The sequence below is a fragment of the Nocardiopsis oceanisediminis genome, from assembly GCF_048595525.1.
GTDB lineage: Bacteria > Actinomycetota > Actinomycetes > Streptosporangiales > Streptosporangiaceae > Nocardiopsis_A > Nocardiopsis_A oceanisediminis.
This window is the reverse complement of sequence record NZ_JAFMZJ010000001.1, coordinates 6,576,550-6,599,026: the sequence shown is the minus strand read 5'-3', so window position 1 is coordinate 6,599,026 and position 22,477 is coordinate 6,576,550. Positions and strand designations below refer to the sequence as shown.

General features: G+C 74.5%; 21 protein-coding genes. 9 read left to right on the top strand and 12 right to left on the bottom strand.

Going from position 1 to position 22,477, the window contains the following annotated elements; all coding sequences use genetic code 11:
- Positions 1–24: 24 nt before the first annotated feature.
- The 7 genes from J0910_RS28835 to J0910_RS28805 all read left to right on the top strand — a co-directional run bounded on the left by J0910_RS28835 (position 25) and on the right by J0910_RS28805 (position 7,292).
- The gene (locus tag J0910_RS28835; protein WP_420161654.1) at positions 25–405 is read left to right on the top strand and encodes a YkvA family protein; all 381 of its coding nucleotides are present in this window, start codon (positions 25–27) and stop codon (positions 403–405) included.
- A 145-nt stretch (positions 406–550) separates the two neighbouring features.
- Complete coding sequence (locus J0910_RS28830) at positions 551–2,113, top strand: ABC transporter substrate-binding protein (protein ID WP_420161653.1); 1,563 nt, start codon at positions 551–553, stop codon at positions 2,111–2,113.
- Between the two features lie 31 nt (positions 2,114–2,144).
- On the top strand, positions 2,145–2,567 hold the full coding sequence (locus J0910_RS28825; RefSeq protein ID WP_420161652.1) for a VOC family protein: 423 nt from the start codon (positions 2,145–2,147) through the stop codon (positions 2,565–2,567).
- Between the two features lie 914 nt (positions 2,568–3,481).
- Positions 3,482–4,444 carry an ABC transporter permease gene (locus J0910_RS28820; protein WP_420161651.1) on the top strand — a complete coding sequence of 321 codons (963 nt, stop codon included), beginning with the start codon at positions 3,482–3,484 and terminating at the stop codon, positions 4,442–4,444.
- 318 nt (positions 4,445–4,762) lie between these two features.
- The gene (locus J0910_RS28815; RefSeq protein WP_420161650.1) at positions 4,763–5,695 is read left to right on the top strand and encodes an ABC transporter permease; all 933 of its coding nucleotides are present in this window, start codon (positions 4,763–4,765) and stop codon (positions 5,693–5,695) included.
- Positions 5,692–6,537: an ABC transporter ATP-binding protein gene (locus J0910_RS28810; RefSeq protein ID WP_420161649.1), complete on the top strand. Its 846-nt coding sequence runs from the start codon at positions 5,692–5,694 to the stop codon at positions 6,535–6,537. Before J0910_RS28815 ends, J0910_RS28810 begins: the two co-directional genes overlap by 4 nt.
- Complete coding sequence (locus J0910_RS28805; protein WP_420161648.1) at positions 6,534–7,292, top strand: ABC transporter ATP-binding protein; 759 nt, start codon at positions 6,534–6,536, stop codon at positions 7,290–7,292. The genes J0910_RS28810 and J0910_RS28805 overlap by 4 nt, the downstream gene beginning before the upstream one ends.
- A gap of 128 nt (positions 7,293–7,420) precedes the next feature.
- Here the strand turns inward: J0910_RS28805 and bldC are convergent, their stop codons facing one another.
- A complete protein-coding gene (gene bldC / locus J0910_RS28800) occupies positions 7,421–7,624 on the bottom strand; it encodes a developmental transcriptional regulator BldC (protein WP_017593211.1) in 204 nt (67 codons plus the stop codon).
- Positions 7,625–8,310: 686 nt separating this feature from the next.
- Positions 8,311–9,210: a DUF8083 family protein gene (locus tag J0910_RS28795; protein WP_420161647.1), complete on the bottom strand. Its 900-nt coding sequence runs from the start codon at positions 9,208–9,210 to the stop codon at positions 8,311–8,313.
- A 317-nt stretch (positions 9,211–9,527) separates the two neighbouring features.
- Here J0910_RS28795 and J0910_RS28790 point away from each other — a divergent pair, with 317 nt between their 5' ends.
- Positions 9,528–9,764 carry a DUF3073 domain-containing protein gene (locus tag J0910_RS28790; protein WP_420161646.1) on the top strand — a complete coding sequence of 79 codons (237 nt, stop codon included), beginning with the start codon at positions 9,528–9,530 and terminating at the stop codon, positions 9,762–9,764.
- 199 nt (positions 9,765–9,963) lie between these two features.
- On the opposite strand, the gene purM is transcribed toward J0910_RS28790, so the two are convergent.
- The 3 genes from purM to J0910_RS28775 all read right to left on the bottom strand — a co-directional run bounded on the left by purM (position 9,964) and on the right by J0910_RS28775 (position 13,081).
- Entirely contained in the window at positions 9,964–11,040 is a 1,077-nt protein-coding gene (gene purM, locus J0910_RS28785) for a phosphoribosylformylglycinamidine cyclo-ligase (protein ID WP_420161645.1), read from the bottom strand.
- A gap of 61 nt (positions 11,041–11,101) precedes the next feature.
- Entirely contained in the window at positions 11,102–12,568 is a 1,467-nt protein-coding gene (gene purF, locus J0910_RS28780; RefSeq protein ID WP_420161644.1) for an amidophosphoribosyltransferase, read from the bottom strand.
- 45 nt (positions 12,569–12,613) lie between these two features.
- Positions 12,614–13,081 (bottom strand): sterol carrier family protein, encoded by a 468-nt coding sequence (locus tag J0910_RS28775; protein ID WP_420161643.1) that lies wholly within the window; start codon positions 13,079–13,081, stop codon positions 12,614–12,616.
- Positions 13,082–13,576: 495 nt separating this feature from the next.
- On the opposite strand from J0910_RS28775, the gene J0910_RS28770 reads away from it, so the two are divergent.
- Complete coding sequence (locus J0910_RS28770) at positions 13,577–14,194, top strand: DUF47 domain-containing protein (RefSeq protein ID WP_420161642.1); 618 nt, start codon at positions 13,577–13,579, stop codon at positions 14,192–14,194.
- 142 nt (positions 14,195–14,336) lie between these two features.
- Here the strand turns inward: J0910_RS28770 and pstB are convergent, their stop codons facing one another.
- The 7 genes from pstB to J0910_RS28735 form a co-directional block, all read right to left on the bottom strand.
- Positions 14,337–15,116, bottom strand: a complete 780-nt coding sequence (gene pstB / locus J0910_RS28765) for a phosphate ABC transporter ATP-binding protein PstB (RefSeq protein ID WP_420161641.1) — start codon at positions 15,114–15,116, stop codon at positions 14,337–14,339.
- 51 nt (positions 15,117–15,167) lie between these two features.
- The gene (gene pstA, locus J0910_RS28760; RefSeq protein WP_420161640.1) at positions 15,168–16,262 is read right to left on the bottom strand and encodes a phosphate ABC transporter permease PstA; all 1,095 of its coding nucleotides are present in this window, start codon (positions 16,260–16,262) and stop codon (positions 15,168–15,170) included.
- Positions 16,263–17,225, bottom strand: coding sequence for a phosphate ABC transporter permease subunit PstC (gene pstC, locus J0910_RS28755; protein WP_420161639.1), 963 nt, complete (start codon positions 17,223–17,225; stop codon positions 16,263–16,265).
- A 208-nt stretch (positions 17,226–17,433) separates the two neighbouring features.
- Positions 17,434–18,558 (bottom strand): phosphate ABC transporter substrate-binding protein PstS, encoded by a 1,125-nt coding sequence (gene pstS, locus J0910_RS28750; RefSeq protein WP_420161638.1) that lies wholly within the window; start codon positions 18,556–18,558, stop codon positions 17,434–17,436.
- Between the two features lie 666 nt (positions 18,559–19,224).
- Positions 19,225–19,686: a MarR family winged helix-turn-helix transcriptional regulator gene (locus tag J0910_RS28745; RefSeq protein WP_420161637.1), complete on the bottom strand. Its 462-nt coding sequence runs from the start codon at positions 19,684–19,686 to the stop codon at positions 19,225–19,227.
- Positions 19,687–20,100: 414 nt separating this feature from the next.
- Positions 20,101–21,081, bottom strand: coding sequence for a mycothiol synthase (mshD, locus tag J0910_RS28740; protein ID WP_420161636.1), 981 nt, complete (start codon positions 21,079–21,081; stop codon positions 20,101–20,103).
- A gap of 28 nt (positions 21,082–21,109) precedes the next feature.
- A complete protein-coding gene (locus J0910_RS28735) occupies positions 21,110–22,465 on the bottom strand; it encodes a 6-phospho-beta-glucosidase (RefSeq protein WP_420161635.1) in 1,356 nt (451 codons plus the stop codon).
- Positions 22,466–22,477 lie beyond the last annotated feature (12 nt).

The following is a 22,477-nucleotide window of genomic DNA, read 5'->3' as shown; positions in this document are numbered from 1 at the left end:
CGAATACCCCGACGAGGTGGTCAGATGCGCAAGTCCAACCGGGCGGCGGCGGGCGCCGCCGCGTGGCAGGCGGTGTACGAAGGGGCCCGGCCCGGCAGGCCCTCGGTCTGGGAGCGGGCCGGATCCGTCCCGCGGATGATGGGCGCGCGGATGCGCGGCCGCTACACCGGGCTGTCGTCCTCGCGGCTGCTGCTCTTCATCGCCGCACTGCTCTACATCGTGAGCCCGATCGACCTGGTCCCGGAGCTGTTCATCCCGCTGCTCGGCGTCGCCGACGACGCGTTCGTCGCGGTGTGGCTGGTCTCCGGGCTGATGAACGAGACCGAGCGGTTCCTGGAGTGGGAGCGCACCGGAGTGCCGCACGGGGACGGGCAGGAGTACGTGCAGGGGCACGTCGTGGACTGACCCCCGCGCCGACTTCCGCCGGCCCCCGCCCTGGCCCAGGGCGGGGGTCGGCCGTGTGCGCGGAGGCGGGAGGCCCCGCGCGGCCACCGGGGACCGCGCAGGCGTATCTTCACTATTGCAAATCGTTCGCAACTAGTGGGGAACAATGATCCGTTCGCGATCCGCGATCGCCGCCGGCACCGGCCTCGTCCTCCTGCTCACCGCCTGCTCCACCGGCGGGACGCAGGGCGGGGCGGCCGGCGACACCCTGACCTACGCCCTCGGCGACGAGCCGGAGCAGCTCAACCCGGTCCTCGTCGACGAGCACCTCGACCCCGTCACGGAGATGGTCTTCCGCGGGCTCACCGCGCACGACGCCGACAACGAGCCGGTCCCGGCGCTCGCCGAGAGCTGGAAGATCAGCGACGACGGGAAGACCTACACCTTCGCCCTGCGCAAGGACGCCACCTGGCACGACGGGGAGCCGTTCACCGCCGGCGACGTGGTGTTCACCATCGAGGGCGTGCGCGACGGGGACCTCCCCACCAGCAACAAGTTCGCCAACGTGAAGGAGGTCGAGGCGGAGGGCGAGCACGGCGTCGTCATCCGGCTCACCGAGCCCACCCCGGCCCTGCTGGACACCCTCTCCAACGGGATGCTCCCCGAGCACCTGCTCAAGGAGAAGGGCCTGGACGACCCCGACTTCGGCGAGCACCCGGTGGGCACCGGCCCGTTCCGGCTGGACACCTGGAAGCACGGCGAGTACGCCAAGGTCACCGCCTTCGAGGACTACTACGGCGGCGCCCCGGGCCTGGACGCGATCACCATCGCCTACGTGCCGGACGCCGCCTCCCGGCTGATCCGGCTGACCAACGGCGAGGTCGACGCCGCCTACCTGGAGCCCGGCCAGGTCGAGCAGGCCGGCGGGATCGACGGGGTGCGGCTGGAGACCGCCCCCACCGCCGACTACCGCGGAATCATGTTCAACATGGAGGACGAGCGGTTCGAGGACCCCGCCCCGCGCCGCGCGATGAACTACGCGATCGACCGGGACGCGGTCATCGAGAGCGTGCTGCACGGCCACGGCAGGCCCGCCACCGGCCCGCTCGACCTCAGCCCGTTCGGCACCGACGCCGCCGGCTACACCCACGACCCGGCCGAGGCCGCCGAGATCATGGAGAAGGCCGGCTACGAGAAGAACGGCGACGGGATCTGGGAGCGCGACGGCGAGCCGTACTCCTTCGAGCTCACCACCTTCGCCGAGGACGGCGTGCGCGCCGCGATGATCGAGGTGCTCGCCACCCAGCTGCGCGAGGAGGGCTTCGACGTCACCGCCGAGCCCAAGCCGAGGGACTCCGTCGACTGGGCGGAGCTGGAGGGCTTCCTCATCGGCTGGGGCACCCCCTACGACCCGGACGGCTCGCTGTACGGGCCGTTCCACTCCTCCGAGGCGCTGGACGAGGGCGGATCCAACTACGGAAGCTATGCCGACGACGCCGCGGACGAGGCGCTGGACGCGGGCCGGAGCACCAGCGACGAGGACGAGCGCGCCGAGGCCTACGCCGACTTCCAGGAGGCCCTGGCCGACGACCCGCCCTACGTCTTCGTGTCCTACCTGGACGCGGTGAACGCCGTGCCCGAAGGGCTGGACGGGATCACCGAGCGGACCCTGGCCCACCACGGCTACGGCTTCTTCTGGAACGCCGAGGAGTGGAGCCACCGGGAGTAGCGGAGCAGGAGGAAAGGAAGAGGAGGAGAGCATGGAGACGCCCCCGCCCCGCGCCCTGCTGGGCCTGACCACGCTGGTCGTCGCCGACTACGACGAGGCGATCGCCTTCTTCACCGGGCCGCTCGGCTTCACGCTGGCCGAGGACGCCCCGCTCGGTGGCGGCAAGCGGTGGGTGGTGGTGGCGCCGGGCGGGGGAGGGACCGGACTCCTCCTGGCCCGGGCGGCGGGGGAGGACCAGGCCGCCCGGGTCGGCGACCAGACCGGCGGCCGCGTCGCGTTCTTCCTGTACACCGAGGACTTCGAGGCCGACCGCCGGCGGATGCTCGACGCCGGGGTGCACTTTGAGGAGGAGCCCCGGCACGAGCCGTACGGCACGGTCGCGGTCTTCCGCGACCTGTACGGCAACCGCTGGGACCTGCTGCAGCCGGCCGGCACGGGCCCCGGCCCCCGATGACCTGGCACCGGAGCCCTGCCCGGGCGGGCGGCTCCGCCCGGCCGCCGCGCCGGGGTGCGGCGGGGCGGGGCGGTTCCGACGACCGCCGGAACGGGCGGGAGCGCGTGCGGCCGCCGGAACGGGCGGGAGCGCGTGCGGCCGCCGGAACGGGCGGGAGCGCGTGCGGCCGCCGGAGCGGGCCCGGCCCGGTGCCCCGTCCGGGCGGATGGTTCCGGCCGGCCGCCGGAGCGGGCTCCGGTCCGGTGCCCGTTCGGGCGGGTGGTTTCGGTCGGGTGTCTCGCCGGGCGCGGCGGGGCGGTTCCGGTGGCCTGCGGAGCGTGTGGCCGCCGGGCGGGCGCCGGCTTCCGGGGCCCTGTCCGGGCGGCCGGTTCCGGCGTCCCGCCGCGCCGGGGTGCGGCGGGGCGGTTCCGGTGGTCGTCGGAACGGGCGGGGGCGCGCACGGCCGCCGGAGCGGGCCCGGCCCGGTGCCCCGTCCGGGCGGGTGGTTTCGGTCGGGTGTCTCGCCGGGCGCGGCGAAGGGGTTCCGGCGCCCCCCCGCGCCGGGGCGGGCCCGGTGGTCTTCAGAGCGGGCGGGGCGTCCGGCCGCCGGAGCGGGCCTGGGCGGGCCCGGGTCCGGAAGTCGGGGCCCTCGCCCCTCCGGGAGCGCGCGGGGCCGGAGCCCGGCGGCGCGGGGCGGCGGAGCCTCCCGTCGCAGGGGCCGTTCGGGGCGGCGGCGCTCCGGTCGCCCTCCGGCGCGGGGTCTTCCTGCGGCGCGCGGGGCGGTGCAGGACCCGCCCCCTCGGACCGGAACGCCTGATCCCAGGGGCCGTTCGGAGCGGGGGCGCCCCGGTGCCCCGAGGAGCCGGGGTCCCCGGAAGGGGCGGGGTGCTCCGGAACGCGAATCGGAAAGGAGGCCGGCCATCGCCGGATACGCGGTGCGCAGGGCGGGGGCGGCGCTGGCCGTGCTGGCCGCCCTGTCGGTGTTCTGCTTCCTGATGCTCGACCTGGCGCCGGGGGACCCGGCCCGGTCGGTGCTGGAGGCCCGGTCCGGCGGCCGCCCGGTCCCCGACGCCGCCGTGGAGGCGCAGCGCGCGGCGATGGGGCTGGACGAGCCGCTCCCGGCCCGCTACGCCGACTGGCTCGGCGGCCTGCTCCGCGGCGACCTGGGCACCTCCTACATGACCGGCCGCCAGGTGGCCGGGGAGATCGCGGCCGCGCTGCCGTGGACGCTGCTGCTGGCCGCCGTCGCCACCGTGTTCAGCCTGGTCGGGGCGGTGGCGCTGGGCCTGGTCGCGGGGACGGCCCGCAGCGCCGCCGTGCCCCGGGCGATCGGGCTGGGCGTGTTCGCCCTCGGCGGCCTGCCCGGGTTCGTCTCGGCGCTGCTGCTGCTCTTCGCCGGATCGGTCTGGCTGGGCTGGTTCCCCTCCGGCGGGCTGGGCCGCCCCGGCGTCGAACCGGACGCGGCCGCCGTCGCCTCCGCGGTGGTGCTGCCGGCCCTGGCCCTCACCCTCGGCCACCACTTCGGCGTCTACGTCCGCTTGGTGGAGACCGGGGTGCGCCGGGTCCGCTCGGCGCCGCACGTGCTCAACGCCGAGGCCCGCGGGCTGCCGCCGGGCGCGGTCCGGCTGCGCCACGTGCTCCGCCCCGGCCTGGTGCCGTTCGCCGCGCGGTTCGGCGTCGGCGTCGCCCAGCTGCTGGCCGGGGCCTACGCGGTCGAGGTGGTCTTCGCCTGGCCGGGCATGGGCCGGCTCGCCCTGGACGCCGCCCGGGCCCAGGACTACCCGGTGCTGCTCGCGGTCGTCCTGGTCACCGGCGCGATCGTGGTCGCTGCCAACCTGGCCGGCGAACTGGCCACCGCCCGCCTCGACCCCCGCATCCGGCTGCTCCGGGAGGTCTGAGATGACCGGTCCGGGTGCTCTCCGCCGCGGCTCCTCCGCTTCGGGGGCCGCACCGCTCGCCGCCCGAGGGGCCGGTGCCTCCGGACCGCCGAGCGCAGCCCCGGGACCCGCCCCGGTCTCCCGGGACCGCTCCCGGCGGCGGCTCCCGGGGCCGAGGGGCGGGGAACCGCATTCCGGGCCTCCGGCCGAGGCGCGGGGGCCGACACCGCCCGGCTCGCCGGGGAGATCGCCCGAGGACCGGGTGGAGCGCCGGGGCGGCGCCCCGGAGGGGATCCGGTGGCAGGGAGCCCCGGAGCGGACGGACGGAGAGGAGGCGCGGTGGACCGGCAGGTGATCGGGGCGGGAGGCGCGGAGGAGGGCACCGGGGGCGCGGGGGCGCTCCCGGCGCCGAAAAGGACCGCGCCCTGGACCGCGCGGCTGCTGCCGCGCGGGCCCGGCGGGCGGGCCGGGGCGGTGGCGGCGCTGGGCGTGCTCGGCGCGATGGCCCTGGCCGCGCTGCTGGCGCCGGTGCTGGCCGGGCACGACCCGGTGGCCACCGACACCGCGGCGACCTCGCTGCCCCCGGGGTCGCCGGGCCACCCGCTCGGCACCGACCGGCTGGGCCGGGACCTGCTCGCGCGGATGCTGTACGGCGCGCGCTACTCGCTGGCGGTCGGTGTCGCGGCGAGCGCCGCCGCGGTGCTGCTCGGCACCGCGGTGGGGGCGCTGGCCGCGGTCGCGCCGCGCTGGCTGGACGCCGCGGTGGCGCGGACCGCCGACGCGCTGCTCGCGCTGCCGATGATCCTGGTCGCGCTGACCCTGGCGGCGGTCGCCGGGCCGTCCCCGGCGACCGTGGTCGCGGCCATCGCGGCGACCGGCTGGATGCCGGTGGCGCTGATCGCCCGCGCCGAGGTCAAAGCGGTGCGCGGCCGCCCCTTCGTCCGGGCCGCCCGCTCGCTGGGCCTGACCCGGACCCGGATCTTCCTGCGCCACCTGGTGCCCAACGCGCTGCCGCCGATCGCCGCGGTCGCCGCGTTCGAGGTCGGCCACGCGGTGCTCACCGAGTCCACCCTGAGCTTCCTCGGAGTGGGGATTCCGCCGAACACGCCCAGCTGGGGGAACATGCTCACCGACGCACGCGCCCTGCTGCTCACCGGCCAGTGGTACACGGTCGCCCTGCCCGCCGGGGCGATCGTGCTGCTGATCATCGCGGTCAACGCCGTCGCCACCGGCCTGGAGCGGCGCGGCGCCGGAGAGGGGAGGGCCTGGTGAGCGGGGCGGTGCTGACCGTGGCCGGGCTGCGGATCCGCCTCGGCGGGCGGACCGTGGTCGACGGCCTCGACCTGGTGCTGCCCCCGGGGCGGGTGACCGCGCTGGTCGGGCGGAGCGGCAGCGGCAAGAGCCTGACCGCGCGCTCGCTGATCGGGCTGGCGCCGCGCGGCGCGGAGCGCTCCGGCGAGGCCCTGCTGGACCTGGGCGGCGGCCGCTGCGCCGACCTCCTCGCCGCACCGCCGGACCGGCTGCGCGCGCTGCGAGGCCGGGAGGTCGGCTACGTCTTCCAGGAGGCCCAGGCCAGCCTCAACCCGACGATCACCGTCGGCGCGCACCTCGCCGAGACGCTCAGGGCGCACGGGGTGCCGCGCCGGCACCGGCGCGAGCAGGGCCTGGCGGCGCTGCGCGGCGCCGGGCTGGACGGCCCGGCCGCACTGCTCCGGGCCTACCCGTTCGAGCTCTCCGGCGGGCAGGCGCAGCGGGTCGCGCTGGCGCTGGCCCGCGCGCTGCGCCCGCGGCTGCTCATCGCCGACGAGGTGACCTCGGCGCTGGACCCGGTGACCCAGGCGGGGGTGCTGGACGTGCTGCGCGCCGACGTCGCCGCGCCGGACGGCACCGGGCGGGCGCTGCTGCTGGTCACGCACGACCTGGCGGTGGCCGGCCGGTGGGCGGACCGGATCGCGGTGCTGGACGGCGGCCGGATCGTCGAGGAGGGGCCGGCCCGCGCGGTGCTGGCCGGTCCCCGGCACCCGTTCACCGCCGCGCTGGTGCGCGCCGCCGGTCCGCCGGGATCTCCGCCCTGCCCGGAGGAGCCCGCCGAGGCGCCCGGAGCCGCACGGTGAGCGCCGCGATCGGCTGCGCCGGGGTGGTGCGCAGCCTCGGCGGGCGGCGGCGCCGCGTCGAGGCGCTGAGCGGCGTCGACCTGGAGATCGCCGAGGGCGCGTCGGTGGCCGTGGTCGGGGAGAGCGGGTCCGGCAAGTCGACGCTGGTGGGGGTGGCGGCCCTGCTGGACCGGCCGGACCGGGGCCGGGTCGCGGTGGGCGGAGTGCCGGACGTCTGGGCGCTGCCCGGCCGGGAGCTGCGCCGGCTGCGGCGCCGGATCGGCTGGATCCCCCAGGACGCGCTCTCCTCCTTCGACCCGCGGTTCACGGCGGGCGAGGTGGTGGCCGAGGCGCTGCCCCGGGGGGAGGCCCGGGGCGGGGCCGCCGCCGGGCGGGTGGCGGAGCTGCTGCGCCGGGTCGGCCTGGACCCGGCGGCGGCCGGGAGGTGGCCGGCGACCCTGTCCGGGGGCGAGCGGCAGCGGGTGGCGGTCGCCCGGGCGCTGGCGGTCCGCCCCGAGGTGCTGATCGCCGACGAGCCCACCACCGGGCTGGACGTGCTGGCCCAGGAGCGGGTGCTGGACGTGCTGGCCGCCGAGGCGCGCGGCCGCACCCTGCTCCTGGTCACCCACGACCTGCGGGTGGCCCGCCGGATGGCGGACCGGATGGTGGTGCTGGACCGGGGCCGGGTCGCCGCCGACGTCCCGGCCGGCATCGGCCCGGAGGAGGCCCGGGAGCGCTCACCGGAGCTGGCCCGGCTGATCGGGGCGACGCCGTGAGCGCCCGGTCCGCCCCGGGCACGGGAAAGGCGGGCCGCCGCGTACGGCGGCCCGCCTCGAGCGGACCGGAAGGGCCGGAACCCTCCCGGGTGCTGCCTCCCCCCGGAAACCGGCACGCGCCGGGGAGGTCACTCCGAGCGCTGGCTGGGGATGCCGGACAGCAGGGCGCGGACTTCCGTCTCGCGGTAGCGGCGGTGGCCGCCCAGTGTCCGGATCGAGGTCAGCTTGCCCGCCTTGGCCCAGCGGGTCACGGTCTTGGGGTCCACGCGGAACATGGTGGCGACCTCGGCAGGGGTCAGCAGGGGCTCCGCCTCGGGCGTGCGAGTCGACATGTGTACGGCCTCTCCTCCTGGATCTGTGTGCCGATCCTGAGCCTTGATCCTGGCACTTGGCCCGGATGTCCAATATTTGCCCGTAGGCCCATATTGGCATCACCCGAGGTGATTGAACAAACACTTAACGCGACTTTGTTTGATGAGAGGTCGCAAAGCCGTGCAAGTGCTGCGTCACGCTGAGTGATTCTAGCGACACGTTTAGTGGCATGTGGCGTATTCGGTCAAAACTTCGTTCTCCGGCCCTGTTTTTCTCGATGCGGCGGACCGAAAGTGCTACGGCGCTCCGGGCGGAACCGGGGGCGGAGGATGAGGTGCGCACTCGTACGCCCTGGCGGGCGGGGTCGTCCGCGGCTGGACGGCAGGGGACCGGTGGATAGGGCATCTCCCCTCGACGACGCGGAAGCGATGGCGCCGGATCCGCAGTGCAGCACCGGGTTCCGGTTACACAGAGTGCACTCGGTGACGAGCTGAACACAGTCTATGTGGTTATCTATCGACTGGTATGCCCACTTTGGTGGATCTTGATGCGGACTGGGAAGCTCGTCCCCACTTCACCTGCATCGACGTGGGAAGAAATTTGTGGCGCTGAGTGAGAAACCTGGTACACCAGGTTGCGGTTCGGCGTGGCGCGGCCATGACGAACCCGAAACCGGCTCATGAAATCCCAGGTGAAGCCGTGACTCTCAGTTGGCCCGCTCCAGGGCCCGCACCGACTTCCAGCGCTGCGCGGCCCGCCGGTACATGGCCACCGCCAGCTCGTCCTCGCCGCGCTCCAGCCCGGCCACCGCGGCGGAGATCTCCGCGGCCGACTCGTCCTCGCGCAGCCGCTCGTCGTCGAGCAGGTGCACCAGGCCGCCGTAGTCCAGCTCCAGCAGCGCGTCCGGGTGCGCGACGCCGGCCAGCCAGTCCTCCAGGTGCTCGGCGGCGGCCAGCAGCGGCCCGTCGCCGATGTTCTCCTGGAGCGCGGCGACCGCCCGCTCCAGCCGCTCCCGGGCCAGCGAGGCCTCGGTGACGTAGAGCAGCACCCGCGGCGCGGTCCGCCGGGGCGCGCCGGCCGCCCCCGCCGGGCCGGCCTCCTCCCGCTCGGCCGCCGGGTCGGCGCCGCCGTCCAGCACCAGGCAGCGCTCCTCGGCGGTGAACGGGGCGAACCACGGAAGCGGTACGGTCCAGTTGCTGCCGAGGATGTGGGTGCGGAGCGGCTCGCCCCGGTCCCGCCAGCGGCGGAACGCGTCCTCGGCGGAGCGGGCCACCGCCTCGGGCAGGTAGGCCGGGCTCAGCGCGGCGGGCGTGTCGGTGCGGAACTCGCGCAGCCCCAGCCAGGAGCGGAGCCGGGTCTGCCAGGGGCAGATGTAGGTGCGCCCGCCCATCCGGCGGACGTAGGCGTCGCCGCTCTCCTCCTCGGGGGCCGGCCGCGGCGGGGCCGCCACCAGCCGGCGCAGGCTCTCCCGGTGCTCCGCGGCGACCGCGCCGGCCCTGCGCGGCCGCTCCGGCGACTCGGCGTACTCCAGCCAGTACGCGCGCTCGGCACTGGGGAAGGCGGTCAAGGGCTGGTATACGCGGAGATAGGCGGTGTAGGGCAGCACGCTCGAAATCCTGGCACAGATCACCCTGCCGGGCACCCGCCGGGCCGCCGCGCGGGCGGCGCCCGGAAGCCCGCCGTGCACGGGCGGATCGGGCCGGAGCAGGGCAGGGCGGGGCGCCGCCCCGGCGGTCGGCCCGCCTGTCGGCCCGCCCGTTAGGCGTGGGCGGCGTAGGCAGGTCGGTTCCAAACCGGGTACGGTTGTATCCGTACGTAAGCTGGCGCCAAACGTCAGTGCGCTGACGGCCGTCAGCCCGGCATTGCGGTTTTGCTAGTGATCTGGGGTTTTCGTCAAACCCAATCGTTGAGGGGGTCGAGCCAATGGGGCGCGGCCGAGCCAAGGCCAAGCAGCAGAAGGTCGCACGGAGGCTGAAGTACAGCTCCGGGGGGACCGATCTTGACCGGCTGCGGTCAGAGCTGGGTGTCGCTGAGGACAGCGGGTCCGAACCGGACCCGTACGACGACCTGGTCGACCGCTACGCGGACCTGGCGGAGAATTACTCCTCGCCCGACGAGCCCGCGGAGGACGAGTCCGATCGCTCGGACAGCCTCCGCTAGCACCGTCGGATAGGGACGGCTGAAGACCCAGGTCTCCGCCGATCTCCGCCTGAGCCGGTGGCGCGGTCGGGCATAGCCGGTGCGATCCACCCAGGTGGTTCCTGCCGGCCATGCCCGACCGCCGGGCAGGGGCGGGCGTCCGGGCCCCGGACACCCGCCCCTGCTCACTGTTTCCGGACACCGTCACAGACCGTGGCCCTCAGGCGTACTCGCCGCTCAGCCGGACCCCGTCGGCGCCGGAGTGCACCGTCCCCGCGCGCCAGGCGGGAACGCCCCGCTCGGCCAGCACGGCCAGGGCCCGCTCGGCGTCGTCCTCGGCCACCAGCGCCACCATGCCCGCGCCCATGTTGAACGTGGCCTCCATGTCCTCCCGGGAGACGCCGCCGCGCTCGGCGATGAACCGGAAGACCGGCTGCGGCGACCAGGTGGACCGGTCCAGCTCCGCGCCGAGCCCGCCGGGCAGCGAGCGCTCCAGGTTGGCGGCGAGCCCGCCGCCGGTGATGTGCGCGTAGGCGTGCACCGGGACCCGCGCGGCCAGCTCGATGCAGTCCCGGGCGTAGACCCGGGTCGGGGTGAGCAGCACCTCGCCGAGGACCCCGCCGAGCTCGGGCACCTCCTCGGTGAGCTCCAGCCCGGTCTGGTCCACCACCCGGCGGATCAGCGAGTAGCCGTTGGAGTGCGGACCGGAGGAGGCCATCGCGATGACCGCGTCGCCGTCGCGCACCCGCTCCGGGCCGAGGATCGCGTCCTCCTCCACCACGCCGGTGCCCGCGCCCGCCAGGTCGTACTCGTCGGGGCGCATCGCACCGGGGTGCTCGGCTGTCTCCCCGCCGATCAGCGCGCAGCCGGCCTGGGCGCAGCCCTCGGCGATGCCGCCGACGATCTCCGCGATCTTCTCCGGCACCACCGCGCCGGTGGCGATGTAGTCGGTCATGAACAGCGGCTCGGCGCCGGAGACCACCAGGTCGTCGACGACCATGCCGACCAGGTCGATGCCGATCGTGTCGTGCTTGTCCATCCGCTGGGCCAGCAGCACCTTGGTGCCGACGCCGTCGGTGGAGGTGGCCAGCACCGGCGCGGTGTACTTCGACGTGTCCAGCCGGAACAGCCCGGCGAAGCCGCTCGCGTCGGCGACGAGCTCCGGTCGGGCGGTGCGGGCCACGTGCCGCTTCATCAGGTCGACGGCGCGCTCGCCGGCCGCGATGTCGACACCGGCGGCCGCATAGGCCGAGGTGGGCTTGGCAGCCTCTGCCACGGGGAAACCTCTCACTCGCATTCGACTCGGCGCCCGGGAAGGCGGGCGCGGGCGGCGGCGCCTGCCGCCGCCGGGGGCCGGGCTAGGCCGGGGAGCCGGCCTTCGGCGCGCCGCAGGCCTTCTCCAGCAGGTACTTGCCGCGGTTGGCCTCGTCCACCTCGATCGGGTACACCCCGTCGAAGCAGGCGCGGCAGAGCCGGTCGGCGGGGACCCGGGTCGCGGCGGTGAGCTCCTCCAGCCCGATGTAGGCCAGCGAGTCGGCGCCGATCGAGGCGCGGATCTCCTCGGTGCTCAGGTTGCCCGCGATCAGCTCGGCCTTGCTGGCGAAGTCCACCCCGTAGTAGCAGGGCCACATCACCGGCGGGCTGGAGATGCGCACGTGCACCTCGGCCGCGCCGGCCTCGCGGAGCATCCGGACCAGGGCGCGCTGGGTGTTGCCGCGGACGATGGAGTCGTCCACCACCACCAGCCGCTTGCCCTCGATGACGTCGCGCAGCGGGTTGAGCTTGAGCCGGATGCCCAGCTGGCGCAGGGTCTGGCTGGGCTGGATGAAGGTCCGCCCGACGTAGGAGTTCTTCACCAGGCCCTGGGCGAACGGGATGCCGCTGCCGCGGGCGTAGCCGACCGCGGCCGGGGTGCCCGACTCGGGGACCGGGATGACCAGGTCGGCGTCGGCCGGGTGCTCGGCGGCCAGCCGGCGGCCCACCTCCACCCGGGTGGAGTTGACGTTGCGGCCCGCGATGGTGGTGTCCGGGCGGGCCAGGTAGACGTACTCGAAGAGGCAGCCCTTCGGCTCGGCCTGGGCGAAGCGGAGCGAGCGGATGCCGCGCTCGTCCACGGTGATCATCTCGCCCGGCTCGATCTCGCGGACGAAGGAGGCGCCGACGATGTCCAGGGCGGCCGTCTCGCTGGCCACGGCCCAGCCGCCGCCGTCCAGCCGGCCGAGCACGAACGGGCGGATGCCCTGCGGGTCCCGGGCGGCGTAGAGGGTCTGCTCGTCCATGAACACCAGGGAGAAGGCGCCCTCCACCTTGGGCAGCACGTCGAGTGCGGCCTCCTCGGTGGTCCGGCCGGAGCTGGAGGCCAGCAGGTTGGTCAGCACCTCGGTGTCGGTGGTGGCCCCCAGCCGGTCGCCCGGCAGCATCGCCGCGAGCTCGGAGGTGTTGATCAGGTTGCCGTTGTGGCCCAGGGCCAGCCCGCCGTCGCGGGCGGTGTAGAACGTCGGCTGCGCGTTCTCCCAGACCGGCGAGCCGGTGGTGGAGTAGCGGCAGTGGCCGATCGCCAGGTGCCCCTTCAACGAGTCCAGGGTGGCCTCGTTGAAGACCTGGGAGACCAGTCCCATGTCCTTGTAGACGACGATGCGCTCGCCGTCGCTCAGCGCGATGCCGGCGGATTCCTGCCCGCGGTGCTGCAGCGCGTAGAGGCCGAAATAGGTGAGCTTGCTGACTTCTTCGCCGGGCGCCCAGACGCCGAAGACGCCGCACGCGTCCTGTGCGGGTCGTTCGAGCGGATCGATGTCCATGCTGAGCCGGCCGTCGGGATGCGACACACCATCAGCTTAGTGCCTGCCCGGTGCCGCCGCGCCCGGCGGGGGTCAGGCCCCGGGCCGGAGCGGCAGGTAGGGGGAGAGGTCGGCGCGCTCGCCGCTGGCCGAGACGCGGTGCGCGGCCACCGCCTCCGCCCACTCCGCGCGGCCCAGCGCGAGGCCGAGCCAGACCTCCGGGGAGGTCTCCACCACGCCGGGCGGGGTGCCCCGGGTGTGCCGGGGGCCCTCGATCACCTGCACCGCGCCGAACGGCGGCACCCGCACCTCCAGGCTGTGCCCGGGGGCGCGGGCGGCCAGCTCGTCCAGGGTGCCCCGGACGGCGGCGCGCACCGCGGCGCGCTCCGGGCGCAGGCCGGCGGCGTGCGCGTCGAGCACCGCCGCGGCGCAGGCCGCGAGCGCGGCGGAGGGGGTCTCGGGGCCGTCGTAGGGCGGGCGGCCCAGGGCGGCCAGCTGGGCGTCGAGCGCGGTGCGCAGCGCGGCCCGCCGGCGCTGCGCCGCGGTGGAACGGGCGGGCATGCCCCGACCCTAGCGCCGAAGGGCCGGGAGGGGCGGGGTTCTGGGCCGGGGGTAAGGGTGCCGGGCGGTCGTCCACAGGTCGCTTCCGCGACACTTGTCCGAAGTGTCGCCCGGGAGGACACTGGGCGCGGAGCGAACGGGTCCCGACGCGCCGGTGAACACCGGAGGGCGAGGGTATGGAGCAGGGGTTGCCGGGCCTCGGCCGGGCGGTGTTCTACTGTGATTCATGTCCCGTTCGGGGGACTCCGTCGTGTTCTCGGAACGTTGTGCGGGGTGTGCGTGGTGAGGAGTGCAAATGCCTGGGTGGATAAGATGAGCGGGCTCCTGGGCGGCTCTCGGCGCCCCCCTGGCCGGACGATGAACGGGGAGTGACGCGCCTTCCTGACCGACGCGCGGGGCCGCTCGGCCGCCCCCGCGCCGCAAGTGCGACCCATTTGTCCGAATAGTGCCCGTACCATCCCTCACGGACGACTCACCGCACTTCGGGAGATAGATGTGCGCCTGCGCTTGAGACCGCGCGACGACAGCTACTACGAGATGTTCGCCGACTCGGCGAACAACCTGGTCACCGGGGCACGCCTGCTGACCGAGCTGATCAGCGAGGACGCCGATCGGGAGGCCGTGGGCGAGCGGATGCGCGCCTGCGAGCACGCCGGCGACGAGCGCACCCATGCCATCATGCGGCGCCTCAACGGCAAGTCGGCGACGCCGTTCGACCGGGAGGACATCTACCGGCTGGCGTCGTCCCTGGACGACGTCATGGACTCGATGGACGCCGCGGTCGACCTGATCGGCCTGTACCGCCTGGAGCGGCTGCCCAAGGGCATCATCGCCCAGGTGGAGGTGCTGGAGCGGGCCGCGGAGCTGACCGCCGAGGCGATGCCCCGGCTGCGCACCATGGACGACCTGGCCCGGTACTGGATCGAGATCAACCAGCTGGAGAACCAGGCCGACCAGATCTACCGCCGGCTGCTGGCGCACCTGTTCAGCGGCGAGTACGACGCGCTGACCGTGATGAAGCTCAAGGACGTGGTGGAGGAGCTGGAGACGGCCGCGGACGCCTTCGAGCACGTCGCCAACACGGTGGAGAGCATCGTGGTGAAGAAGTCCTGACCGCCCCGGGCGCGCGGCCGCCGCCGCGCGCCCCTGAGCGGCACCGTGCGCCCCCGGCGGGGCGCGCACCCCCCCGAAGCGCGGCGAGGGCGCCCCGGATCCGATCCGGGGCGCCCTCGGCCGTTCCGAGCCTTCCGGCGGCTCAGCCGAACCGGCCGGTGATGTAGTTCTCGGTCTCCTGCTTCTCCGGCTTGGTGAAGATCTTGTTGGTCTCGTCCATCTCGATCAGCCTGCCCGGCTTGCCGGTGCCGGCCAGGTTGAAGAACGCCGTCCGGTCGCTCACCCGCGCGGCCTGCTGCATGTTGTGGGTGACGATGACGATCGTGTAGTTCTCCTTGAGCTTGTGGATCAGGTCCTCGATGGCCAGCGTGGAGATCGGGTCCAGCGCCGAGCAGGGCTCGTCCATCAGCAGCACGGTCGGCTCGACCGCGGTGGCGCGGGCGATGCACAGCCGCTGCTGCTGGCCGCCGGAGAGGCCGGCGCCCGGCTTGTTCAGCCGGTCCTTGACCTCTTCCCACAGGTTGGCCCCGCGCAGCGAGCGCTCCACCAGGTCGTCGGCCTGGGCCTTGCTCATCCGCTGGTTGTTCAGCTTGGCGCCGGCGATGACGTTGTCGTAGATCGACATGGTGGGGAAGGGGTTGGCCTTCTGGAAGACCATGCCGATCTCCCGCCGGACCTGGACCGGGTCCACGTCGGGCCCGTAGATGTCCATGTCGTCGAGGAGGACCTTGCCCTCGGCCCGGGCGCCGGGGGTCACCTCGTGCATCCGGTTCAGGGTGCGCAGGAAGGTCGACTTGCCGCATCCGGAGGAGCCGATGAAGGCGGTCACCGACCGCGGCTCGATGGTCATGGAGACGTCCTCGACGGCGAGGAAGTCGCCGTAGTACACGTGCAGCCCGGAGACGTCGATTCGTTTGGCCACTGGATGTCCTCAGATGTTCCGTGAAGTTCGTGGTGGGTCGTCGGGTGCCGGTCAGCGGCCGAGCTTGGGGGCGAAGAAGCGGGAGATCAGCCGGGCGGCGAGGAAGAGCAGCATCACGATGACGATCAGCGTCAGTGCGGCGGCCCAGGCGCGCTCCATGTTGATCGCGCCGCCCATCCGCACCTGCGCGTAGATGAACACCGGGAGGCTCATCATCTGCCCGTCGAACAGGTTCCAGTTGATCGCGACCGCCGAGGACCCCGCGGTGAGGACCAGCGGCGCCGTCTCTCCGATAACGCGGGCCAGGGCGAGCATGATTCCCGTGGTGAGCCCGGCGATGGCGGTGGGCAGTACCACCTTCACGATGGTCAGCCACTTGGGCACGCCCAGCGCGTAGGAGGCCTCGCGCAGCTCGTTGGGGACCAGCCGGAGCATCTCCTCGCTGGACCGGACCACGACCGGGATCATCAGCACCGCCAGCGCGACCGCGCCGGCCGCGCCGTTGGTCTCGCCGGGGCCGAAGAGCATCATCCAGAGCGCGACGACGAACAGCCCGGCCACGATGGAGGGGATGCCGGTCATCACGTCGACGAAGAAGGTGATCCCCTTGGCCAGCCGGCCTTTGCCGTACTCGACCAGGTAGATCGCGGTGAACAGGCCGATCGGGATGGAGATGACCGCGGCCAGCAGGGTGATCGCCACGGTGCCGACGATGGCGTGGTAGACGCCGCCGGCGTCCATGCTCGGCGTCACGCCGTTCATGGAGACGGTGAGGAAGTAGCCGTCCAGCCGCTCCAGGCCGTTGATCAGCACCGTGGACAGCAGCGACACCAGCGGCAGCATGGCCAGCGCGAAGCAGACGTAGACGATGCCGGTGACCATGCGGTCCTTGGCCTTGCGGCCGTTCTCCACCGCGGTCGAGAGGGCGCCGATGGCGACGATGTAGAGCACCGCGGTCAGTACCGCGGTCCCGGGCCAGCTGAACGCGCCCAGCGCGGCGAGGACGCCGGCCGAGGCCAGGGCGGCGGCGACCAGCACGGCCGGCGGGGCGAACCGCGGCAGCGAACCGCTGAGCAGCCGGGGCTGGCGCTGCGCCGGACCGTCGCCGGAGGCGCCGGTGGACGGGGTTCGGGTCGTGGTGGTCATTTAGGAGAACTCCTTGCGCCGCGCGACGACGAACCGCGCACCCATGTTGACGACCAAGGTGATGGCGAAGAGGACCAGGCCCGCGGCGATCAGGGCGGACACGCCGTAGCCGGTTGCCTCGGGGTACTGCAGCGCGATGTGCGCCGCGATGGTCTGGTTTCCGCTCTGCAGCAGGAAGGGGGAGATGACCAGGGAGGGGGAGAGGATCATCGCGACCGCCATGGTCTCGCCGAGGGCCCGGCCCAGGCCCAGCATGGCGCCGCCGATGACGCCGGGGCGGCCGAACGGCAGCACCGCCATCCGGATCATCTCCCAGCGGGTGGAGCCCAGCGCCAGCGCGGCCTCCCGGTGGCCCTGCGGCACCTGCCGGAAGACGTCCCGGGACATCGCGGTGATGATCGGCAGGATCATCACCGCCAGCACGATGCCCGCGCTGAGCATGGTGCGGCCGGTGGTGGAGATCGGGCCGGCGAACAGCGGGATCCAGCCCAGGTAGCGCTCCAGCAGCTCGTAGAAGCCCTGCAGCTGGAAGACGAGGTACCCGATGCCCCACAGGCCGTAGACCACGCTGGGGATCGCCGCCAGCAGGTCCACGATGTAGCCGAGCACCGCGGCCAGCCGGCGCGGGGCGTAGTAGACGATGAACAGCGCGATGCCGATGGCGACCGGGGTGGCGATCAGCAGCGCGATCGCCGCGGCCAGCACGGTGCCGAAGGCCAGCGCCGCGACGCCGAACGCGGGGTTCTCCCGGGTGTTGGCGTCCCACTCCTCGGTGGTGAGGAAGTTCGCCGTGTTCGCGGAGAGGGAGTCGAAGGACTGGATCAGCAGGAAGGCCGCGACTCCGGCGAGGATCAGGAGGATCAGCACCCCCGATCCGCGTGCCGTGTTGGCGAATACGACGTCGCCGATACGGCGCTTCCCCCGGGATATCGGGGTCGCCGTAGACGAGTCCGTGGTGCTCATGTGAGACTCCGGTCGAAATGGGTCAAGATTCGCCCCCGGGCGAACATGGGTTGTCCTCGGGACATGCCATGACAGGGCCGTTTACATTCTGAGGTCTCCGGACGAGAGCTTCGGCCATGCCGCTCCGAGTCCGCCGGAAACGCCGCCGGGGCGGGGGCCGCACCGGTCGGTGCGGCCCCCGCCCGGAGACGGGGCCGAGGCCGGGTGATCAGGCACCCGCCACGGCGATCTTGTCGATGGTGGCCTTCAGGGCCTCCCTGGTGTCGGTGCTCAGCGGGGCGGAGCCGGCCTCGTCGGACGCGGCCTTCTGGCCCTCCTCGCTGACCACGTAGGAGAGGAAGCTCTTGGCGAGGTCGGCGTCGGCCTGCTCCTCGTACTCCATGCACGCCACCTCGTAGCTGACCAGCACGATCGGGTAGGCGTCGGCCTGGTCGGTGGTGTAGTCGAGCTCGATCGCGTGGTCGTTCTCGGTGTTGGCCTCCCGGGCCGGGGAGGCGTCCACGATGGCGGCCGCGGCCTCGGGGCTGTAGGCGACGAACTCCTCTCCGACGCCGACCGAGGCGGTGCCCAGGTCGCCGGCGTGCGAGGCGTCCACGTAGCCGATGGTGCCCTCGCCGCCCTCGATGGCGGAGACCACACCGGAGGAGCCCTGCGCGGCCTCGACCGGCTCGATCGGCCAGTCGCCGCTGACCTCGTGCGGCCAGGCGTCGCCCGCGGCCTCGGCGAGGTAGGCGACGAAGTTCTCGGTGGTGCCCGACTCGTCGGAGCGGTTCACCGGGACGATCTTGGTGGAGGGGAGGTCGGCGTCGGGGTTGGCCTCCTTGATCGCCTCGTCGTCCCAGGAGGTGATCTCCTGGTTGAAGATGTCGGCGATGACCTCGGGGGTGAGGTTGAGGGAGTCGACGCCCTCCAGGTTGAAGGCGACCGCGATGGGGGAGATGTAGGCGGGGAGGTTGACCACCTCGGAGCCGCAGCGCTCGGTGGCCTGCTTGGTCTCCTCCTCGTCCAGCGCGGCGTCGGAGCCGGCGAAGGCGACCGAGCCGTCGATGAACTGGGAGCGCCCCGCGCCGGAGCCGACCGCGTCGTACTCGACGGTGGTGTCGGAGCAGGCGCCCTGGTACCCGGCGATCCAGGTGGCCATGGCGTTCTCCTGGGAGCTGGCCCCGGCCCCGGAGAGCGTCCCGCCGCCCTCGACGCAGTCCGCGTTCGCGGCGGCGCCGCCGGTCGCTTCCGGGTCGACCGCCGCGTCGCTGCCGCACGCGGAGAGGGCCACGGCCCCGGCGAGCGCGACCCCGGCGTAACCGGCGAACCGGCCGTACTTGAAGAGCTTCACAGCCCCGGTGTCCTCTCTCTGGACGTCCGAACGTGTCGTCGTGCGACGAGGAGCGGGGTGGAGATTGCCCGTCCATGCGGACCTTTGTCCGGATTGTTCCGCCAACCTCCGTTGACCTCGTCGAATGCGACGTTAGGGAGACGAGGTGACCAGCTGTCCCAGGCAGGGTGAACGGGGAGTGAACGAGGGGCCGAGATTGCCGGAAGACGGGAGGGAGAACATGTGGACGTGAGGTTAACCACGGCGCGCCGCGCGCGCCAAGGCGCCACGCCCACGCTATCGCCCCTGATCAGGGCGGATGTGCAGGGGGGCGAGCGGCGCCGGAGGAGCCTCCGGCCGGACCGCCGCCGGGGCCCGGTTCCGGTGGATTCGGCCTGCGACCGGCGGTGATTCCGGAATCGCACTGCGGAAACAGAAGGGCCGCTTCCCTCCTTCCGGCCGGGCCGGAACCGGTGCCGCCGCGCCGGACCGCCGGCGGAACCCCGGCCCGCAGGCGGATCCCCCGGAGCAGAGGGCGGGAGCGGAGGCGGGGGGCCCGAGCCGGGCAGGGGGAGCGGGGGGAAGGGAGCGGGGCCGGCGGCCCCGAGGCTCCGGTGCGCGGCGGCCGCCGGAACCACGGCCGGGCCCTGCCTCCCTCTCCGGAGCGCCCCGGAGGCCCCGCCGGGGTCAGCCCGGGGCGCCGCCATCGGAGAACGGGCCGTGCCCGACGAACCCGCGGAGCACCCGGGCGAAGGCGGCCGCGTCCTCCGCGGGCACCCCGGCCAGGTGCGCGTCGATCTCCGCGGCCAGCCGGTCGCGCATGGCGGCCACCGCCTCCCGGCCTGCGGGGGTGAGCTCCAGCAGGGTGCCCCGCCGGTCGCGCGGGTCGGGCGAGCGGGCGAGCAGCCCGGCCGACTGCAGGGCCGTCGCGCGCCGGCTGACCACCGAGCGGTCCAGGCCGACGTCGGACGCGAGCTCGGCGGCGGTGCACGGCCCGCGCCGGGCCAGGCCGCTGATCACCGGGTAGGACGCCTCGTCCACCCCGTCCGCGCCGCGGGTCAGCGCCGCGTAGATCCGGGCCCGGCTCTCCCTGCGCAGCAGCGCCCCGAGCGCCTCGGCCACTTCGGCCCCGTACCGTTCCCGTGCCACCCGCCCACCATAACCGTGCTCCCTGCACGCACACCCGGTCCGCGCCGGTGAGGGGCCGGCCGGCGCCCGCCGGGCCCGCGCCGCCCTGCGACTCCGCACGTCTCCGCGCGTTGGCCCGCTCCTTCCGCCGTACCGGGAAGGGGGCCGCGGCCGAACGCGGTCCGCCCTGGGCCGGGCGGCCCCGGCGCACCCGTCCGCGCAGGTCGGACGGGGCGGCTCGGGGCGAAGGGACCGGGCGGCCGGCCGCGTACCCGACAGCTTGTCAGACCGTTGACGGGAGAAGGCGGCGGGCGCAGAAGAACCCCCCGCCCCTCCCCCCCGCGATGATCTTGACGTTGCGGGGCCATCAGAGCGCTCTGATGGCCCCGCAACGTCAAGATCATCGCTCTGGGGCGGAATCTCCCATCAACGACCTCAGGCGGTCGGGGCGTACATCACGTCGCCGTCCCAGACCTCGAAGCCGAGGGACTCGTAGAGCCGGACCGCGGGGCGGTTCTCCTCGTCGACGTAGAGCAGCACCCAGGGCAGGCCCCGGTCGCGCAGGTGCCGGACGCCGGCCAGGGTGAGCAGCCGGCCCAGGCCGGTGCCCTGCCAGGACGGGTGCACGCCCACCACGTAGACCTCGCCCACCGGCTCCCCGTCGGTCAGGCCGGCGCCGTCGGCGTGCACCTTGGTCCAGTGGAACCCGGCCAGCGCGCCGCCGCGCTCCTCGGCGACGAAGAAGCCCTCCGGGTCGAACCACGGCTCGGCCTGGCGCTGCCGCAGGTCGGAGAGGGTCACCCCGCCCTGCTCCGGGTGGTCGGCGAAGGCCGCGGCGTTGGCCCGCAGCCAGGCCTCCTCGTCCGCGCCGACCCGGAAGGCGCGCACCGAGAGCGCCTCGGCGACCTTCGCCGACGGGGCCGCCTCGGGCAGCTCCACCGGGGCGCCGTCCGCGCCGCGCAGCGCCATCCGCATCTTCAGCAGCCCGCGCACCCGGCGCCAGCCCAGCGCCTCGGCCATGCCCGCGGCGGCCGGCAGCCGCCCGTGCGCCCACACCCGCAGCCCGGGCGCTCCCCCGGCGGACCCCTCCCCGGGCGCCGGCACGCTCGCGTCGCGCAGCAGCGAGCGGACCAGCGCGGTGCCGTGCCCGCGGCGGCGCCGACCCGGTGCCACCACCAGCTCCGCCGAGTCCGGCTCGCCCTCGGACCGCTCGGCGAGGGCGAACCCGGCCAGCACCCCCTCCTCGTAGCGCAGGTGGAAGCGGGCCGTGCCGCCCTCGGAGCCGTGCCGGACCCGCAGCAGGGTCTGCTCGGAGAGCGCCTCGGCGCCGTCCAGCGCGCGGGCCTCCTCGGCGAGCGCGAGCACCCGCTCCGCCTCCCCGGTCTCCAGCTCCGTCCTGACCAGCACGTCGTCCATGCCCACTCCTCGTCGTCGCTGCGGCCGCTCACTGATGCGGCAGCACCTGCTCCAGCTCCGGGAACGCCTTGAGATATTCCGCCAGCAGGACCCGCGCGGTCGGCACCGAGCCGACCAGCGGGTGGGTGCCCAGCGCGCGCAGCGCCGCGGTCCGCGAACCGGTGCGCACCGCCTCGATCACGTCGCGCTCCACCGACTTGACCGCCAGCACCAGGGCGGCCTGGTGCGGGGCGAGCGGCGCGGCCGGCTCCGGTCGGGCACCGGAGGCGTCCACCGTGCAGGGCAGCTCGACCACCGCGCCGGGGTCGATCCCGGGCAGTGCCCCGCGGCCGGCGGTGTTCACGATCAGCCGGGCCGGCTCGTCCCGGGCGATGGCGCGCATCACCGCCAGCGCGACCTCCTCGTAGCCGCCCCCGGCCAGGTCGGCGGCGTCGCGCCGGAACCCGCCCGCGGCGCTCCGGTTGTCCGCCATGTAGCTCTCCTCGCGGGCCAGCCGGGCCCGCTCCCACAGCTCCCCGGCGCCGGCCGGGTCCGCGGCGGCCCCGGCGTAGAACCCGGCCTGCTGCCCGATGATCTGCTCGCCGCGGGTCCGCTCCGCCCGGCCGGCGGCGGCCAGCGCCTCCCGGGACATGTAGTAGTAGTGCAGGTACTCGTTGGGCAGCGCGCCGATCGCGCGCAGCCACTCGGCGCCGAACAGCCGCCCCTCCTCGAACGAGGCCAGCGCCCCGTCGTCGGCGAGCAGGCCGGGCAGCCGGTCCCGGCCGTCCGCGTGCAGCCCGCGCAGCCAGCCCAGGTGGTTCAGGCCCGCGTAGTCCACCCGGACCCGCGCCGGGTCCAGGCCGAGGGCGCGCGCGGCGCGCCGGCCCAGCCCCACCGGGGAGTCGCAGATGCCGAGCACCCGCTCGCCCAGCACGCCGGCCATCGCCTCGGTGACCATCCCGGCGGGGTTGGTGAAGTTGACCGTCCAGGCCTCCGGCGCGGCCTCGGCGATGTCCCGGGCCGCGGCCAGCGCGACCGGCAGGGTGCGCAGCCCGTAGGAGATCCCGCCGGCGCCGACCGTCTCCTGGCCGATGACGCCGGCCTCCAGCGCCACCCGCTCGTCGAGCGCCCGGCCGGGCAGGCCGCCGACCCGCATCGCGGAGAAGACCATCCCGGCCCCGCGCAGCGCGGTGCGCCGGTCCGGCTCGGCGCGGACCGGCAGCACCGCGGGGGACCGCTCCGCCTGCGCGGCCAGCACCGCCTCGATCGCGCGCACCCGGGACGGGTCGGTGTCGTGCAGCACCAGCTCGTCGATGACCGCGTCGCCCCGGGCCGCGTCGTCCAGCAGCGCCCGGTGCACCAGCGGCACCCGGAACCCGCCCCCGCCGAGGATCGTCAGCCGCATCACGCCCGCCCT